The organism is Mesorhizobium newzealandense (assembly GCF_042682145.1).
Lineage (GTDB): Bacteria > Pseudomonadota > Alphaproteobacteria > Rhizobiales > Rhizobiaceae > Mesorhizobium > Mesorhizobium newzealandense.
On sequence record NZ_JBHUGZ010000016.1, the window covers coordinates 226,411 to 242,317 of the forward strand.

A 15,907-nucleotide genomic window follows, 5' to 3' on the forward strand; every position below is an offset into this window, starting at 1 on the left:
ATGGCCAAGGTTCCAGCCATCGCCAAGGCCTTTGCCGGTCGCTGGCGTATCGTCGAAATGGATGTCTGGGACAACGATTTCCTCGATCTCGTCGAAGAGGCGCATCTGACGTTCAAAGGCGCGGCGGACGGCGAGATCGGCTTCGGCGCCCTCAAAGGCTTCCTTGATGTCCGCTACGGCGCGCGAGACGGCTCGGCCTGCGCGGAATTCTCGTGGGAGGGTCACGACGAAAGCGATCCCGCTTGCGGTCGCGGATGGGCGATGATCGGCACCACGGGTCGCCTCGTCGGCCACTTCTACATCCACAATGCCGACGATTCAGGCTTCGTCTGCGAGCGCACGTGACTTCTTCAACAGCCTGCTAGTCTTACTGAGTCACGAAAGCGCGCGGAGGGGGATTCGTAGGCGACCTGGTTGTGATAGGTTGGCGATTCACAGCGATGGATGAGCGCCATGGTCAGCGAGGACGGTTGCGAAGCAGCCGCGTTTGATGGGTATTTGGAAGCACTGGTCGAGGTCATAGGCCATGCCGATCGGGCAGAGCCGCTGCGGGATTATTGTACGGGTTTGATGATGCCGGTGGCGCGCAAAAGCGTGGAGCCCCTGGCCGCCGTTACGGCGCCATCACGTGTTTCGGCCAAGCATCAATCGCTTTTGCATTTCGTGGGACAAGCGCCTTGGTCGGATGACGCACTGCTGGCGCGCGTTCGTGATTGGGCCTTGCCGCGCATGATCGAGCGTGGCGGTGCGATCACCGCCTGGATTGTCGACGACACTGGCTTTCCAAAGAAGGGGAAGCATTCCGTCGGTGTCGCACGCCAATATTGCGGCCAGCTCGGCAAGCAGGACAATTGCCAGGTTGCCGTCAGTCTTTCGATTGCGAATGAGGGGGCCAGCTTACCGGTTGCCTGGCAGCTTTATCTACCTGAGATCTGGGCAAATGATCCAGAGCGCCGGAAGAAGGCGAAGATCCCGGACGAGATCCTATTTCAAACCAAGCCACAGATCGCGCTTGAACAAGTACGTGCGGCGCTAGAGACGCAGATGCCGGCGGGCGTGATCCTTGCCGACGCCGGTTACGGCGCAGACGGCGGGTTCCGCCGAGGATTGACCGAGCTGGGCCTCAGCTATGTCGTGGGTGTCCAGCCGACGCTCAGTGTTTGGCGCCCAGGCGAAGGACCGCTACCGCCCAAGACCTGGAGCGGAAAGGGTCGGCCGCCGTCGCTGATGCAACGAAGCGCGGATCATCAACCTCTTTCAGCCAAGGCGCTTGCGGAAAGTCTGCCGATAGACGCGTGGCAGACCGTCATATGGCGGGAGGGCAGCAATACCGATCTTGCGTCGCGCTTTACCGCTGTTCGTCTTCGTGTCGCGTCCAGAGACTATAATCTCGGACATCCGCACGCCGAAGAATGGTTGCTTGTCGAATGGCCCGAAGGTGACAAAGAGCCGCTCAAATACTGGCTTTCGACCCTGCCGGAAACGACCGCGCTGCGTGATCTTGTTGCCACGACCAAGCTAAGGTGGCGGATTGAACGGGATTATCGCGAGCTCAAGCAGGAACTGGGCCTTGGCCACTACGAGGGTCGAGGTTGGCGCGGATTCCATCATCACGCCAGTCTTTGCATCGCGGCTTACGGGTTTCTCCTCTCCGAACGGGAGACGATTCCCCCCCTCAGCAATCGCCCGTTCCAAAAGCAGCGAAAAACCTCCTATTCCCCGCGGTTCACGATCCAGCGAGCCCGCCCATTCGCCCCGAACGGCACACCTCAAATTCGATCGCGACGCTGCATAGAAAACTGACCGTCGCACTCGCCCGCAGATTGATGCGATGTCCCTGCTGCGCTCAGTCGAAGCCGAAATATCCAAATTTATGACGCAGTAAGACTAGATGCATCGCCCTCGCCGCGCCTCAGAGGTGACCGGCTTTACCCGGGGCAACTCACGTTTGATGGTGGACGTTAAGCGCCGTCCTACTCATCACCATTCATGCCGAATCCCCTTCCGCGTCGTTGCAGACCGGCATGATCTCACCAGCCAGCAACTTCTCCTTCGACAGCAACCCGGCGTCCTCGAGCGCCTCAAAATCCGGCAGGTTACGCAACGTGTCGAAACCGAACTCCAGCAGGAATTCTTTGGTCGTAACGTAGGTGTAGGGCGCACCCGGCATCGGACTGCGCGGACCGGACGCGATCAAGCCGGCGCCGCGCAGATGGCCGATCAGGTCGCGAGAAATCTCTTTCCCAAAAAAACGACGACAGTTCCCCACGTGTAATCGGCTGGAAATAGGCGATGCACATCAGCACCAGCACGTCCGACTGCCTCAGGTCCACCGCACGCCCGTTGCCGCCTTCGGCGGTGCCAAATGCACTGCGGATGGCGTCGGCGTAGGCCGGGCGGGTCAGGTGCCGAAAATCGCCGGCGACCGCCACCAGATCGTAGGGCCGGCCGCGCAATGTCGTCGATCAATAGGTCGATGCTGCAGCTCTTGCCGACTATGCGGGCCAGCGTTTCGCGGCCGACCGGCTCGCTTGCCGCAAAAATCGTTGCCTCGACGCGATGCATCCATTCTCGCCAGCGCGCCTCCGGCGGCAGGTGATCCAGCTCCCGGTCAAACAGCTGGTCAGCTGATCGACCGTCATCTGACCGGCTCCCCCCTCGGCGCTGCCTCCGCCATGGTCGTCAGAGCCCGTAGATGCGGAAGGTGGGACGGCCGGAAAGCTCGCGCACGGCGCCGAGTTCGACGAGCCGGTCGAACAGGCGGCGCAGCCCACGGTCACTCATGCCTGCGATCTTTTCGGATGCCACGATCGCATCGTCGGAAAGGAGCTTGTCGACAACAGCGTCCGCTGCTTTGGCTCTAAGCTTCGGCGTGACGGCAAGCAGCCGGTCCGCGCGGCGCCCGAGTTCGGCGTGAAGATCAATTGCGCGCAACGCAGCGCGTGCCTGCGCGGCAAGCAGACCTTTCGCACGCTCAGGATCTGTCACTATCCTTGTCGCCACAGAACTGGCTGCCGATCGATGCGGGCGCGCCCTTGTGCCCACGGCCGCTTCGGCGCCCAACAGCGGCACCGCGTTTGCCCAACCCAGCCGTTGCGCCAGCAGGACGTCGGCGAGCCAGGCTCCAAGGACGCGCCCCAAGCCGTCGCGTTCGGCATCGCGATGGCGCCAGTCATCATTCCCGCCGTCCCGTCACTGGCGGCGAGCTGCCGGAGATTGTCCGTCAGATCGCTCGCGCCCTCGTCATTGCGCGCGAAACCGAGGTCATCCAGCACCGCGCCGATGCTCGCCTCGGTCAGCAGTTTCTCCGCAGGCGTTCCGGCCAGCCGGCGCCAGGCGAGAAGCAAACGACCGGCGAGCCCGACATTGTCGCCCGGGCTTGTCAATAGCACGGCGTCGCGTAGCGCGCTTTCTTCCTCGACGCGGCCAGCCCGCTTCGCCGTTACCGCGGCCGCCGAATGCGCCAGACGCTGCCGCCAGGCGCCGGCCCGCCGCTCCTGCCGGCGGACCACCGCATCGAGCGCGCCGATGGCAGCGCCGTCAGCGAGCGCGACCTCCTCGACATCTTTTCCCGCAAGACTTTGCGCATCCCGGATGGCCCCGGCGCAGCCAGGCCGGCACCGTTGCCATCGGCGCGGTCGAAAGGGCACCGCCAAACGCGGCGTAGTGGCGCGGAGAGGATTTGGGACGCAGAATCATCGCAACACGATGAAACACGGCGGCGCTTTTAGCAACAGAAATGGACAACAAGCGCTGTGCCTGTCGTGCCGATATAACGAATGACACTGTCCTCCACGGGCACTGTCCGCCAGCGGACCCGAGAAGACCCCCACCTTCCGCACCACGCCACTTGACAGTCCCGCCCGCCGCCGTGGGGCGGGCTTTCGCCCTCCCCCCTCTGTCCGGGGAGGCTTAGCCCGAAAGGGTTTTCCCTTCGGGAAACACACACCCGGGAGACAGACCATGACCGAACTCGCAAACTTCATGCGCTGGCGCTCTGCTAATCGAAACCACGTTCGTCCACAGGTGCAATCTTGCTTCTGTCAAATAAAATCACCTCGTACGAGTTTCCATATTCCGTCTTCACTCCATCCAAGCCGTATCTCTGCGCCAAGGTAGTCCATGCGCCTAGTTCGTCAGGGAACACTTGATTACCCTGCTCATCCATGATCGCTAATTTGAGGGACTCTTGCCCCTCGATAACAAAGTACTTTCCAGAACTACCTGCATAGCCGCGTGCCGTGTTTACATCGTTTTCTGAGGTCATCCAAATTGCTTCGCCCGTGTACCCGCTTTGCCCCGAACCGCCCCACACCCCATCCCTATTAGCATGGTTGAACTTTGTTCCCGCTGGAAGTTCTTCCATCTTCTTCTTCTCCCAACCAACTGAGGCTGCAAGCTCTTCCATCTCCTTGCTTTCCCAACCAACTAAGGCTGCCTGATGTATGTGGTGACCGGTTTGCCTCTTGTCCTCAGCCGAAACCTGACTACTCGGTACGAGGACGGTCGCAGCAAGGATCATCCCCTTCCAGAAAGACGGGGGATGCACTCGATAAATCGGGATGGCCGCGGTGGCGGTCTCTTTCGGTGAGGATCTCATGTAAGGATTTCCCTGTGCTCGTTTGTGAATTGTCCGCCATCGCATCAGTCTCGCGATCAATCAAGTCGAACGGAACTTGTGTAGCGGCCAGAACTGACAATAGCCTGAAAGCATTGCGCGAAGGTCAGCGACTTGCTGTATGTTAGAACGTGCTTTCCTTGATCCGAAAGGTGGGATCCGCGCCAGCTATTGGATGCCTACCGCAATTTGCTGCCTTGGGCAATGTTCGCCGCGCGGAGGAGAAGATGCGCATCATCTATACGACGAATGCCATCGAGGCGCTGAATTCAAAGCTGCGCCGGGCCGTGCGTACGCGTGGCCATTTCCCCGGTGACGGCGCAGCCATGAAGCTGCCTATATCTGGTGTTGAACAACGCCGCCGAGGAATGGAAACGTCCCCCGCGCGAGTGGGTGGGCCGCTTTCATCAGTTGTAGAACCGCTCGCCGAAGATGACGGCGAGCTGTGTCTTTGCCCCGAGCCATTTCCGGGGCGCCCGTCTTCTCGACCGCGTTGTTAATAACGATATATAATTATCAGGCGAGAGCAGAGACTAACACAAAGGGCAGGATGCAGCGATGCTGAAAACCCCGCCAAACGAATTGGCGTCGTGCCAATCCAAGCAAATATGATGCTCATCTTGCTGTGCAGCGGGCAGTGAAGGCAGGCGAGTTGGAGGAACAAACGTGTGAGGTCTGCAGAGTTGAAGCGGTCGATGCCCATCATGATCAATATGACGAGCCTTTAAGGGTACGGTGGTTATGCCGACGGCATCACACGAGACCTCACCACTATGGAGAAGATATATTTCCGGTCAGGAATGAACTTTAAAGGCCTTTACCCTCAGCGTCTTTTGAAATCGACAACAGTGTTTGTGCACAGATCCTTCAGTGATCTTGCTTTAGGCGATCGGCACCCTCAATAGCCGGTTTAGCGTCGCCATGCCCTTCAAACACAACACCTCCCGTCGCCATCGCATCGGCAAGATGAAATTCAAGGTGACGAACTGACGGGAGTATGAGGCGGGACTTCGTCGGCGCGGCAGTTTGACCGTGTGGCTGACACCGGAAGCCCTTTCGTCGTGGCAAGCGCCCAGACGCAAGACCCGCGGCGGCCAGCACCGCTATTCCGACCTGGCGATCAAGACTGCGTTGACGCTGGGCCTGGTATTCGGCCTGCGCCTGCGCCAGACAGAAGGTTTGCTGGGATTCCTGCTGGCACTGATGGGACTGGATCTCGCCGTCCCCGATCACACGACGGTGAGCCGTCGGGCACAGACGCGGCAAGCGCCCAACAGACGGCCTGATCGCCAGGTTCCAGCGCACGGGTCGGCTGGCGAGGAAGCAAAGGAACAGGCTGCCCCGGCCGAACGTCAGGCGCGCACGGCGAAGCGCCGCGCCAACCGGGGCGCCCTGCCCGCGCACCTTCCTCGCGTCGAGACGGTCGTCGACATCGACGACCACGCCTGTCCCTGCTGCCGCAGCGACCTGCACAAGATCGGCGAAGACGTTAGCGAACGGCTCGACATCGTGCCGGCGCAGCTGCGCGTGATCGTCGTGCGCCGGCCCAGATACGCCTGCCGCGCCTGTGAGGACGTCGTCATGCAGGCACCTGCGCCGGCGCGACTGATTGAGGGCGGCCTGCGAACCGAGGCGACGATCGCACAGGTTCTGGTGTCCAAGTATGCCGACCACCTGCCGCTCTATCGCCAGGCGCAGATCTGGGCCCGGCAGGGCATCAATCTCGATCGCTCAACGCTCGCCGACTGGGTTGGCCGTGCCGCCTGGCACCTGCGTCCGGTGCACGAGCGGCTGCTGGCGAAACTGAAAACCTCGCCGAAGCTCTTCGCCAACGAGAGGACCGCGCCGGTGCTCGATCCCGGTCGCGGCAAGACCAAGACGGGGCAGCTGTGGGCCTATGCCCGCGACGACCGGCCTTGGGACGGAGACGATCCGCCCGGCGTCGCCTACGTCTATGCGCCCGACCGCAAGGCCGAGCGGCCGATTGCGCATCTCGATGGCTTCAGCGGTATCCTGCAGGTCGAGGGCTACGGCGGGATGGGCGGCGCGATACTCCTGCCACAACAGCGTCAGCGTCACCCCCTTGCGCTTCAGGCCCCTGGCGATCAGCGCAAGGTCCGGTTCGCTCAGGTCTTGCGGCGGACGACCGGCACGGCCAAACAGCAGCCGCTCAAGCGTCGCGTCGTCGTGGCCCGGCGGCAGCGGCCAGCATGACAGCTCGGCCTCTCGCGCCCGCAGCAAATAGGTCGATACTGTCGTCTTGCTGATCTTGAGCCGTTCCGACACCTCACGCACCGAAAGACCCTGCTCATGGGTCAGGCGCAAGATCGCTTGGATATTCCTCACGCTCGTTCGTCTCGCTTGCTTCCGTTTGGCATGGCCCCTCTCAACATCATCGTGAGAGGCCAAACTGCCAGAACGGCGCAGTCGAGAACCGACCGCCAAATCCGCTCCCGAACGCTGTCCGGGATTTATCGGAATCGCTGTCCGCGAATTACTGAAATCACTGGGATTTAGCGAAAAGGGTGTCCGGGAATTAGCGAAACACGCAGGCCGCCGATAGCCATAGCAGGTCAATTCGTCCTGGATGTCCTCGATGAGGGTGACGAGGTCCGCGTCCGAGAGGTTGGCCGTTTGGTCGTCGCGCGATAGTAGAAGGTGCTTCTCGGTAGGTCGATCACTTGACAACCCCGTCTGACGGAGCAGGCCGGTGACGATGAAGAATCTCTCGCTGTCGCCGGCGGTCGCCAGCCGCGGCGTTTTTTGGCAAGGTCCAATTCCATCGTGAGTTGACCGACCTTGCGCTCGAGGCCGCGATACGCGCCTCGTATTCAGCAATGACGCTGGCCTCAGCTTCCTCGTCATTCAGTTCGCCCCGATCGAACTGGGTCAACGACAGCTGGATGAGGTTTGCCGAGACCTCGTAGGTACGCTGGGCATCGCGGCGCCCGATGACGCCACCGCGGATGTCCTGGCAAAGCTGCAGTTTGAATTGCATCGAGTGACGACGGTATGGACCTCGTGACTTCATGAGCCTTCTCCGTTCAAGGCCCATCGAGCGTATCAGTTTTTCAGGTTCTCTTGGTCCAGCCGGTGGGGTTCACTCCAATGCCGGGTCAGTTCTCATTGAAAATCAACAACCTGACCCAACGGATATCCAATCCGCCATGAGGGTTCGGCACCCTAGAGATGTTTGATCCCAGGCTTTGATGGGGCATCCTTGCACTACTTTGGCAGTTTAGGTTTGAGGGCGTGTGCGAGCAGCTTCTGACAGTGAGGGCATCTGCGGGGTGGCGACCGCGTGAAGAGGTCGAGAATGGCTTGTCTAACAGCTGGCATGCTCGGTTGTGGCGGTGGTCCGCCGACTCTTTTTTTTCCGTCCCGCTGCTTTGATGCGGCGGGCTTGGAGAAAGGCGTAGGCGATCATGGTCATCAAGGCGTGTCGATGTAATCCAGTCCAGGATCGACCTTCAAAGTGGTCGAGGCCGAGTTCCTCCTTCAATTGCTGATGTGCCTGCTCACAGACCCACCTGGCCTTGATCGTGGCAGCGAGCATCTTGAGGCTGGCATCGGCCGGTAAGTTCGAAACATAGTATTTTTGCTCGCCAGTCGACCGGCGTTCGCCGACGAGCCAGACCTCGTCGCCCGGCATGCACTGCACGCGATTGTCGAGCATGCGGTGCTTATGACCATCCGCAACGCGGACACGGCGAGCCGCAAACAAACATGTCAGCCGACCTTTAGTGCCGCGCCGCCAGCTTATCTTGTGCCATCTCTCACCAGACAGCATCACCTCGGCAGAGACCGGCGGCTGGTCCGGGATGTGATATTGGCGGCGCCTGCCGGTGGTCGCGACCGGGAAGATCAGATCAACATCGGCCGGATAGACGTTTTGGCGCCGCGATAGTCCTACCGCCCACAGCAGACCGCGCTCACTCAAAGCCTGACGAAAAGAGCTGCTCGACCCGTAGCCCGCGTCGGCAAGCACACAGCCGAAACGCGCGCCGGAGGCGATGACACGATCGATCTCTTCGATGGCGATCTCCGGCTTTGTCAGAGCGACCTGTCGATCCTTCGGGACGCGCGCCCGCATCATCCGCTCGGGATCATTCGTCCAGGTGTCGGGCAGGAAGAGCCGAAGGCCCACCATCACCGGCACTTCGCGCGAGGCCAGGGTCACCGACACCAGTGACTGGCAATTGGACGTCTTGCCAAGCGACGAAGCGTATTGAGGCGCGACACCAACCGAATGTTGTCCCTTCTTCGGTAACGCTGTGTCGTCGATGACGAGAAAACCCGCCTCATCGCCGACCAGGCGATCTGCCTCCTTCAGCAGGGCGGCCTCGAGCGGAGCGCTGTCCCAAACCCCTGCCGCGACGAAATGATGAAGCTGATCGTAGCCGACCTCGCCAGTGCGCGCGGCCATCGGTTGTACGCTCTTACGGTCGCCCGGCCCGATCAGACCAGCAATGTACAGCGGACACATCCGGCGCCGAGCTGGATGCGAAAGACCTGCCAAAAACGGTTGAAGCCAGTGCTCGAGATCGGCTTGCCAGTCCACATCCATTGATCGGCCCTCCACAAGCCGACCTCCCATGAATCACGCAAACTCTCTCTTGGGAATTCCAAAAACGCGCCCGCTGCTAAAAATCTGCCAAAGTAGTGCTTGTCTTCCGAATCAAAGGATGCGCTATGGGCCAGGTTCTGCATGGGAGCGCCACGACGACTGAGGCGGTCCGTCACCGGATCCGGCTGGTCAGTCCGACTTGGTTGTCACTTGACAACCTCTCTGTGAGTCGCATATTGAGGGTACAGATGGCGCGTAAATCGCACCCAAAGAAGGAAATTGAAGCCGCACTCAGGTATGCCGAAGCGCAAGGGTGGCGGATCAAAATAGGTGGAAGTCACGCGTGGGGCAAGATGTATTGCCCATATAACGATGACCAATGTCGTTGCGGCGAATTCTGCATAACCAGCATTTGGAGCACGCCAAAGAACGCTGGCAACGAAGCAAAGAAGCTGAAGCGTTTTATCGATAACTGCACAACGCATAAGGCTAAAACCGAAGAGACGGCTGAAGGCAAGGAGTGACTTCGTCATGGAATACACTTTCACCCTAAAGTACCGTCTCGCGGACGATGATCAGGACGCAGATGCCTTGGTGGAGCGTCTGGGCGAGGCTGGATGCACCGATGCTCTTGTGGGCATCGGCATTGTCGGTCGGCTTGCTCTCGAGTTTACTCGAGAAGCGGACAGCGCGCAGGAAGCCGTTCGCAGTGCGCTCGCAGACGTGAAGGCCGCTATCCCGAGCGCAACCTTGGTAGAAGCCACGCCTGACCTTGTGGGACTGACGGACGTGGCCGAAATGATGGGCGTGTCCCGTCAGTACCTTCGCAAGCTAATGCTGGGCAACAACGATTTTCCAGCCCCTGTGCATGAAGGCAACGGTGCGTTATGGCATCTGAGCGATGTCCTGAGTTGGCTGGAGGGACGACGGGGTTATCAGCCGGAGCGCATCTTGTATGAAACGGCAAAGGCGACTCTGGAGGTCAACGTGGCGAAGGAGGCAAGACGCTTCGCTCCCACAGCCATGCGCGAGTTGGAGCGCTTGATAGCATAGGGAAACAGGCCGGCTTAGGCACCTCGCCGACAAAGCTGGCAATCCAGCTCCGTCACACTGCTGTTGATGGAACAAGCGGCCTTCTATCAAACTTCTGAAGTCGGGATCGCTATCAACCGAGCGCTACCCGACTTTAATCCACCGCTGCACTCTTCAATTCCGCTGCGCCCGAGTGGGGCATTTCGAAATTTCAGGCCTTCCGGTTTCCAGGCTTCTTGGTTGCCTTCGCGGGCACAGCCTTGCGGCCAAGGCCGAGTGCCTTGGCCATTTCGGACCTCGCGGCCGCATAGTTGGGCGCAACCATAGGGTAGTCTGACTTCAACCCCCACTTCCCACGGTACCCGTCAGGAGTGAGGCCGTAGTTGACGGTCGTGTCCCATCAGGTAGATGCTATGGGGCGAGCGGCGAGGGTGTGGCATCCTTCGCTGTTTCAACCACCTCAGAAGGAGGCGTCCCATGTCGCAATCTTTTGACGCGAGCCGGTCCCTTGCCGCTCTCGAACAGGATAACACGATCATCGCCGTCACCGAAATGAGCAAGGCGAAGTGGCTCGTCGCCGGGCTTGTTCCAGGTCTCAAGCGCCAGCCGCTCAAGAAGCTCGATGCCGACGCGCCAGCACTGTTGAAGCTGCTGCAGCGCTGGCGCGACGAAGCCGACCGGGCCGGGCACACGGTCCAGCGGATCGCCGTCGCCTATGAGGCGGCCGGCGACGGCTTCTGGCTGGCACGCTGGTTGCGGGCGCACGGCATCGAGGCCTATGCCATCCATCCCTCGAGCGTTCCGGTATCGCGCGAGCACCGCCGCGCCAAGACCGATCGTCTCGACTCCGAGCTTTTGATGCGCGCTTTTCTCGGCTGGCTGCGCGGCGAGAAACGCCATTGCTCCATGGCCGCGATCCCGACGCTCGAAGAGGAGGACGCGCGGCGGCCGAACCGCGAGCGGGGGACCCTGATCGGCGAGCAGACGCGTCTCATCAACCGCATCAAGGCGATCCTCGCCCGCTTCGGCGTCCCCAGCTTCCGGCTGAGCCTGCGCCAGGCCGCGGACAGGCTGGAGAGCATCCGAACGGCGGAGGGAACACCGCTGCCGCACAACGCCCGCGCCGAGCTCCACCGCTTCCTTGAGCGGCTCAACCTCGTGCGTGCGCAGATCCGCGCCATCGAACAGGAACGCCTACGCCGGCTGGCGGCGACGGTTTTGTTGCAACGGGTGAATAGAGGGCGCAGAGAGGCCTGATGCGAGGTCAATCAGGCGGCGAGGATTTCGAACTGCTCGGCCAGGGACGGATTCGGATTGAAGGCATACCTCGCCTGTCGCTTGCGCATCATGTGAATCATTTCGATGCCGGAAAGGATGGCGGAGGCGGTGGCCGTCGATTTGAAGCCGAGCATCGGCCGGACTCGGCGCTTGATGCGCCGATGGTCCTGCTCGATCCGATTGTTCAAATACTGGCTCCGGCGGATGCGGATCGGCTTTAGCCGGCGCCGGGTGCGATCCTGCAAGCGATTTGTGGTGTCGCAGGAAACGATCGCCTCGTGGTTGGTCTGGCTCCCGTCGATGACGACGCGATCCGGTCGGCCATGACGGTCCAGCGCCTTTCTGAAGAAGCGCTTGGCCGCCGGCAGGTCGCGCTGCTCGCTGAACCAAAACTCGAGGTTTTGTTGCAACGGGTGAATAGAGGGCGCAGAGAGGCCTGATGTAAGGTCAATCAGGCGGCGAGGATTTCGAACTGCTCGGCCAGGGACGGATTCGGATTGAAGGCATACCTCGCCTGTCGCTTGCGCATCATGTGAATCATTTCGATGCCGTAAAGGATGGCGGAGGCGGTGGCCGTCGATTTGAAGCCGAGCATCGGCCGGACTCGGCGCTTTATGCGCCGATGGTCCTGCTCGATCCGATTGTTCAAATACTGGCTCCGGCGGATGCGGATCGGCTTCAGCCGGCGCCGGGCGCGATCCTGCAAGCGATTTGTGGTGTCGCAGGAAACGATCGCCTCGTGGTTGGTCTGGCTCCCGTCGATGACGACGCGATCCGGTCGGCCATGACGGTCCAGCGCCTTTCTGAAGAAGCGCTTGGCCGCCGGCAGGTCGCGCTGCTCGCTGAACCAAAACTCGACTGTGTCACCGGCATTGTCGATGGCGCGATAGAGATACATCCACTGGCCGCGTACCTTGATGTAGGTCTCGTCCACATGCCATTTGCCGGTCACGCCACGCTTGCGCTGGTTGAAGCGCTCGAGCAACAAGGGCGAGAAACGAACGGTCCAGCGGTGGATGGTCGTGTGATCGACCCTGATGCCGCGCTCAGCCATCATCTCCTCAAGATCACGCAGGCTCAAATTGTAGGCCAGGTACCAGCGCACGCAAAGCAGGATCACGGACTGGTCGAACTGACGGCCTTTAAACATTGCAACCCTCCGAAAATGATCGAAGGCTCCTTGCCACAGCGCTGGTAATCAAAAGGTTGCAACAGATCCGTCCTGCATCGTGATCAAACCCGCGTCGAACAGGCGCGACAGCATTCGGCTGACGCGACCGATCGACCGGCCGATCTCAAAGACCAGTTGCTGGTTCGATTTGAAGATGATCGGACGGCGGGACTTGTCGAACGATTCGGCGGAGGCCGTGTTGATCAGCGCCACCAGCAGGTGACTTTCGGTCCCATTGATCAACCCTGTGCATGTCAGGCTTTGCGCAAGCACGGCCAATTGAGCACGCGTCACGGTTCCGATAGCCGCCGACTCTGCCAGACGCCGGTAGTGTGCACGCTGCGGCGTTACCCTGCGACCGATCGGCCGCTGATCGGCGGCCATCGATCGCGCCCGAGAAGCTTCTGCGCGCCATGCTTCTGCGAGCCTTCTATTCGATCCGCTCTGAGCGGCTTTTGGTGGAGCGGCTGGAATACGACCTTCTGTTCCGCGGGTTCGTTGGCATTGGCATTGACGATCCAGCTTGGGACCTTCGGTGTTTTCGAAGAACCGCGACCGGTTGCTCGAAGGCGACAATTGCTGCGAAGTTCCCCTTTTTCCCGTGGCCGCATGCTGATGAACGCGGACACAGGAACTGTCGATCATTACGACGTCGCCATCGAAGGCCTTTGCGATCTCACGCAAGATATGATCCCAAACACCCGCTTTTCTCCATCGCACGAAGCGGTTGTAGCAGGTGGTGTAAGGCCCATATCGCTCCGGTACGTCCGCCCAAGGCGAGCCTCTGCGGAACCACCACAAAATGCCGTTGATTACGCGCCATCAACTCTTCAACAGTCGGTTCGCCTGGTCGATTCATCAGATTCTTGAATCGAAAGCATGCCGCCGCGTGAACCACTCAATTCGAGGGCCGTCAGCGGGCGACCTGATATTGCCGCACCGGATGGCGGACCATCGCATCGATATCGATGCCGTCGAGTATCCAGTGCAATTGCTCGGTCGTAAGCATGACAACCGCTGCCTCCCGGCGCGGCCACCGGAACTTGTCCTCGGTCAGCCGCTTCAGGACCAGCACAAAGCCCTACCGATCGAAGAACAGGAGCTTCATCCGGTCGCAACGGCGATTGCAGAACGCAAAAACCGCCGGAGCAAACGAATCGAGCGCCATCGCTTCCTGGACCAGAACCGCAGGCTGTTGTTGCCGGCCCGGAAGTCGATCGGCTCACGACGGTGCAGGTAGACTTTCAGGTCAGCGCCCAGTCTGAACATGGCCCAGTGCTCCGATGATCGCCGACAATGCATCCACATCACCGCATTCCAGCGTCAGCTTCACGCCGTTCGGCATTGACACGTTCACCTTGGCTGAAGAGGAAAAAGCTGCAGCCCTTTTGGGTTCCGACCCACGCACTTCATCACAAGTCGCCGGCAAATCCACCACATCCATGCTGCTCTGTCGCAACAGTGCTCGATCGACAGCCCTTTCAATCTGAACCGGAATAAACGCCGGGGGTGAAGACGGCGGGAGAGACTGGGTCTCCGTGCGCTTCTTTATCCACTTCCGAAGAAGGTTCGCATTGACCCCATGTTCGAGTGCAAGGCTCGATACCGACACGCCAGGCTCAAGGCACGCCGAGACAAGATGAACCGCGCCGGGTTTTCCGGAGGCCGTTTCGTTTGAGTCACGCGGCTATGGCTGGTTCATCCAGCATGGCGTAGTAGCGTTCCTCGGCTTCGGCCGGCGGGATGTTGCCGATGGGCTCCAGCAGCCGGCGATTATTGAACCAGTCGACCCATTCGAGCGTAGCGAACTCGACGGCTTCGAAGTTACGCCATGGTCCGCGTCGATGGATCACCTCGGCCTTGTAAAGACCGTTGATCGTTTCGGCGAGAGCATTGTCGTAGCTGTCGCCGACGCTGCCTACCGAAGGCTCGACGCCGGCCTCCGCCAGGCGCTCGGTATATCGAATGCTGACATATTGGCTGCCTCTATCGCTATGGTGCACGAGCCCGCCGCGGTGGATCGGCCGCCGATCATGGAGTGCCTGTTCCAGAGCGTCCAGGACGAAGCTCGCATGCGCCGTCCGGCTCACCCGCCAGCCAACGATCCGGCGGGCATAGGTGTCGATGACAAAGGCGACATAGACGAAGCCCGTCCAGGTCGCGACGTAGGTGAAGTCGGAGACCCACAGCATGTTCGGCGCCGGGGCATGGAACTGGCGATTAACGTGATCGAGAGGGCAAGGTGCGGCCTTGTCGCTCACCGTGGTGCGGATCGGCTTGCCGCGGATGATGCCCTCAAGACCCATGGCCCTCATCAGGCGGGCAACCGTGCAGCGGGCGACGTCGAAGCCCTCGCGCTGCAACTGCCGCCAGACCTTGCGAACGCCGTAGACGCGGAAGTTGGCCTCGAACACGCGTCGGACCTCATCCTTCAAGGCCTCATCCCGCTTCGCCCGAGCCGACAGCCGGGAGGGATCGATGCGCTTGGCGACATGGTCGTGGTAAGTCGACGAGGCGATCGGCAGCACCTTGCAGATCGGCTCGACCCCATGCGCCTGGCGGTGATCGTCGATGAACGCGATCATGGCTTGAACCGGCGGTCGAGCTCCGCCTGGGCAAAATACGCGGAAGCCTTGCGAAGGATCTCGTTGGCCTGGCGAAGCTCGCGGTTCTCGCGCTCCAAGGCCTTGAGTTTCGTTGCCACATCCGTAGGCACACCGGCGCGCACGCCACTGTCGCGTTCGGCCTTCTTCACCCACTCATGCAGCGTCTGCGCCGTGCAGCCGATCTTGGCCGCGATCGACAAGACCGCAGCCCAGCGCGAGGGGTGTTCATGCTCGTGATCCAGAACCAGCCGCACCGCACGGGTCCGGACTTCGGGAGAGAACTTGTTGGTCGTCTTGCTTGTCATGGCTCCACCTTCTCAGGAATTGGAGCCTCCGAGCAACCCGGTGCGGTTCAAGACGGTCCTTCGATGCCGGGTCGTATCGGAGTCGCCCGTTACGACCAACAAGCCTTACCTGCAGTTTCTGAGTTTCTGATCATCTTCTTCCATCATGAGGTGTCCACCTATTTTAGTGGACACCTCATGCATAAGAGCACTCAACAGCAAAAGGTGCGGGGAAATTCGCGCTTGCTTTGAGTGTCACAGCCAGACACACGCTGAAAGATTTTCGACTCCCATAGTAGTTCCGCCAATTGAGAGCTTACGTTGCAGACTCTCGCCGCGCACATCCCCGCG

At 60.6% G+C, this 15,907-nt stretch carries 9 protein-coding genes, 14 pseudogenes and 1 other annotated feature; of the genes and pseudogenes, 10 read left to right on the forward strand and 13 right to left on the reverse strand.

Features of this window, described 5'->3' with window-relative positions:
- Entirely contained in the window at positions 1-345 is a 345-nt protein-coding gene (locus tag ACFSOZ_RS24045) for a hypothetical protein (protein ID WP_379101936.1), read from the forward strand.
- A gap of 108 nt (positions 346-453) precedes the next feature.
- Positions 454-1,795, forward strand: a pseudogene (locus ACFSOZ_RS24050) (IS701 family transposase).
- Positions 1,796-1,987: 192 nt separating this feature from the next.
- Here the strand turns inward: ACFSOZ_RS24050 and scpB are convergent.
- The 3 genes and pseudogenes from scpB to ACFSOZ_RS24065 form a co-directional block, all read right to left on the reverse strand.
- A pseudogene (gene scpB / locus ACFSOZ_RS24055) lies at positions 1,988-2,565 on the reverse strand (SMC-Scp complex subunit ScpB).
- Positions 2,566-2,682: 117 nt separating this feature from the next.
- Positions 2,683-3,699, reverse strand: a pseudogene (locus ACFSOZ_RS24060) (DUF1403 family protein).
- 301 nt (positions 3,700-4,000) lie between these two features.
- Positions 4,001-4,408 (reverse strand): hypothetical protein, encoded by a 408-nt coding sequence (locus tag ACFSOZ_RS24065; protein ID WP_379101938.1) that lies wholly within the window; start codon positions 4,406-4,408, stop codon positions 4,001-4,003.
- Between the two features lie 440 nt (positions 4,409-4,848).
- Between ACFSOZ_RS24065 and ACFSOZ_RS24070 the strand changes: the two are divergent.
- From ACFSOZ_RS24070 to tnpC, 3 pseudogenes are all read left to right on the forward strand, one after another.
- Positions 4,849-5,035, forward strand: a pseudogene (locus ACFSOZ_RS24070) (transposase); the annotation flags it as partial.
- Positions 5,036-5,189: 154 nt separating this feature from the next.
- Positions 5,190-5,429: pseudogene (locus ACFSOZ_RS24075) on the forward strand (hypothetical protein); the annotation flags it as partial.
- Positions 5,430-5,644: 215 nt separating this feature from the next.
- Positions 5,645-6,655 (forward strand): annotated as a pseudogene (tnpC, locus tag ACFSOZ_RS24080) (IS66 family transposase); the annotation flags it as partial.
- A 198-nt stretch (positions 6,656-6,853) separates the two neighbouring features.
- Here the strand turns inward: tnpC and ACFSOZ_RS24085 are convergent.
- The 3 genes and pseudogenes from ACFSOZ_RS24085 to ACFSOZ_RS24095 all read right to left on the reverse strand — a co-directional run.
- A pseudogene (locus tag ACFSOZ_RS24085) lies at positions 6,854-6,964 on the reverse strand (helix-turn-helix domain-containing protein); the annotation flags it as partial.
- A 331-nt stretch (positions 6,965-7,295) separates the two neighbouring features.
- Positions 7,296-7,616 carry a transposase gene (locus tag ACFSOZ_RS24090; RefSeq protein WP_379101939.1) on the reverse strand — a complete coding sequence of 107 codons (321 nt, stop codon included), beginning with the start codon at positions 7,614-7,616 and terminating at the stop codon, positions 7,296-7,298.
- Between the two features lie 327 nt (positions 7,617-7,943).
- Positions 7,944-9,222: pseudogene (locus tag ACFSOZ_RS24095) on the reverse strand (IS701 family transposase).
- A 211-nt stretch (positions 9,223-9,433) separates the two neighbouring features.
- Between ACFSOZ_RS24095 and ACFSOZ_RS24100 the strand changes: the two are divergent.
- On the forward strand, positions 9,434-9,709 hold the full coding sequence (locus ACFSOZ_RS24100; RefSeq protein ID WP_379101941.1) for a hypothetical protein: 276 nt from the start codon (positions 9,434-9,436) through the stop codon (positions 9,707-9,709).
- Positions 9,710-9,716: 7 nt separating this feature from the next.
- The gene (locus ACFSOZ_RS24105; protein ID WP_095205177.1) at positions 9,717-10,238 is read left to right on the forward strand and encodes a helix-turn-helix transcriptional regulator; all 522 of its coding nucleotides are present in this window, start codon (positions 9,717-9,719) and stop codon (positions 10,236-10,238) included.
- Positions 10,239-10,428: 190 nt separating this feature from the next.
- Here ACFSOZ_RS24105 and ACFSOZ_RS24110 read toward each other — a convergent pair.
- Positions 10,429-10,605, reverse strand: a pseudogene (locus ACFSOZ_RS24110) (MucR family transcriptional regulator); the annotation flags it as partial.
- An 89-nt stretch (positions 10,606-10,694) separates the two neighbouring features.
- Between ACFSOZ_RS24110 and ACFSOZ_RS24115 the strand changes: the two are divergent.
- Complete coding sequence (locus tag ACFSOZ_RS24115; protein ID WP_379101943.1) at positions 10,695-11,474, forward strand: IS110 family transposase; 780 nt, start codon at positions 10,695-10,697, stop codon at positions 11,472-11,474.
- Between the two features lie 11 nt (positions 11,475-11,485).
- Here the strand turns inward: ACFSOZ_RS24115 and ACFSOZ_RS24120 are convergent.
- The 3 genes and pseudogenes from ACFSOZ_RS24120 to ACFSOZ_RS24130 form a co-directional block, all read right to left on the reverse strand.
- Positions 11,486-11,893 (reverse strand): annotated as a pseudogene (locus ACFSOZ_RS24120) (DDE-type integrase/transposase/recombinase); the annotation flags it as partial.
- A gap of 53 nt (positions 11,894-11,946) precedes the next feature.
- Positions 11,947-12,645: an IS6 family transposase gene (locus tag ACFSOZ_RS24125; protein WP_379026924.1), complete on the reverse strand. Its 699-nt coding sequence runs from the start codon at positions 12,643-12,645 to the stop codon at positions 11,947-11,949.
- Between the two features lie 69 nt (positions 12,646-12,714).
- Positions 12,715-13,050, reverse strand: a pseudogene (locus ACFSOZ_RS24130) (helix-turn-helix domain-containing protein); the annotation flags it as partial.
- On the opposite strand from ACFSOZ_RS24130, the pseudogene ACFSOZ_RS24135 reads away from it, so the two are divergent.
- Positions 13,044-13,240 (forward strand): annotated as a pseudogene (locus ACFSOZ_RS24135) (transposase); the annotation flags it as partial. The pseudogenes ACFSOZ_RS24130 and ACFSOZ_RS24135 overlap by 7 nt on opposite strands.
- Positions 13,241-13,254: 14 nt before the next feature.
- Here the strand turns inward: ACFSOZ_RS24135 and ACFSOZ_RS24140 are convergent.
- Positions 13,255-13,485 (reverse strand): annotated as a pseudogene (locus ACFSOZ_RS24140) (transposase); the annotation flags it as partial.
- Here ACFSOZ_RS24140 and ACFSOZ_RS38835 point away from each other — a divergent pair.
- Positions 13,469-13,906 (forward strand): hypothetical protein, encoded by a 438-nt coding sequence (locus ACFSOZ_RS38835; RefSeq protein WP_465264471.1) that lies wholly within the window; start codon positions 13,469-13,471, stop codon positions 13,904-13,906. The pseudogene ACFSOZ_RS24140 and the gene ACFSOZ_RS38835 sit on opposite strands and share 17 nt — an antisense overlap.
- Positions 13,907-13,915: 9 nt before the next feature.
- Here ACFSOZ_RS38835 and tnpA read toward each other — a convergent pair.
- Both tnpA and ACFSOZ_RS24155 read right to left on the reverse strand, forming a co-directional pair.
- Positions 13,916-14,305 (reverse strand): annotated as a pseudogene (gene tnpA / locus ACFSOZ_RS24150) (IS66-like element accessory protein TnpA); the annotation flags it as partial.
- Between the two features lie 40 nt (positions 14,306-14,345).
- A protein-coding gene (locus ACFSOZ_RS24155) for an IS3 family transposase (protein WP_379101850.1) occupies positions 14,346-15,577 on the reverse strand; the annotation gives its coding sequence in 2 pieces (ribosomal slippage) (positions 14,346-15,286 and positions 15,286-15,577; 1,233 coding nt in all).
- Positions 15,177-15,293 (reverse strand) — a sequence feature (AL1L pseudoknot). (Overlaps the previous gene by 117 nt.)
- Positions 15,578-15,907: the final 330 nt, after the last annotated feature.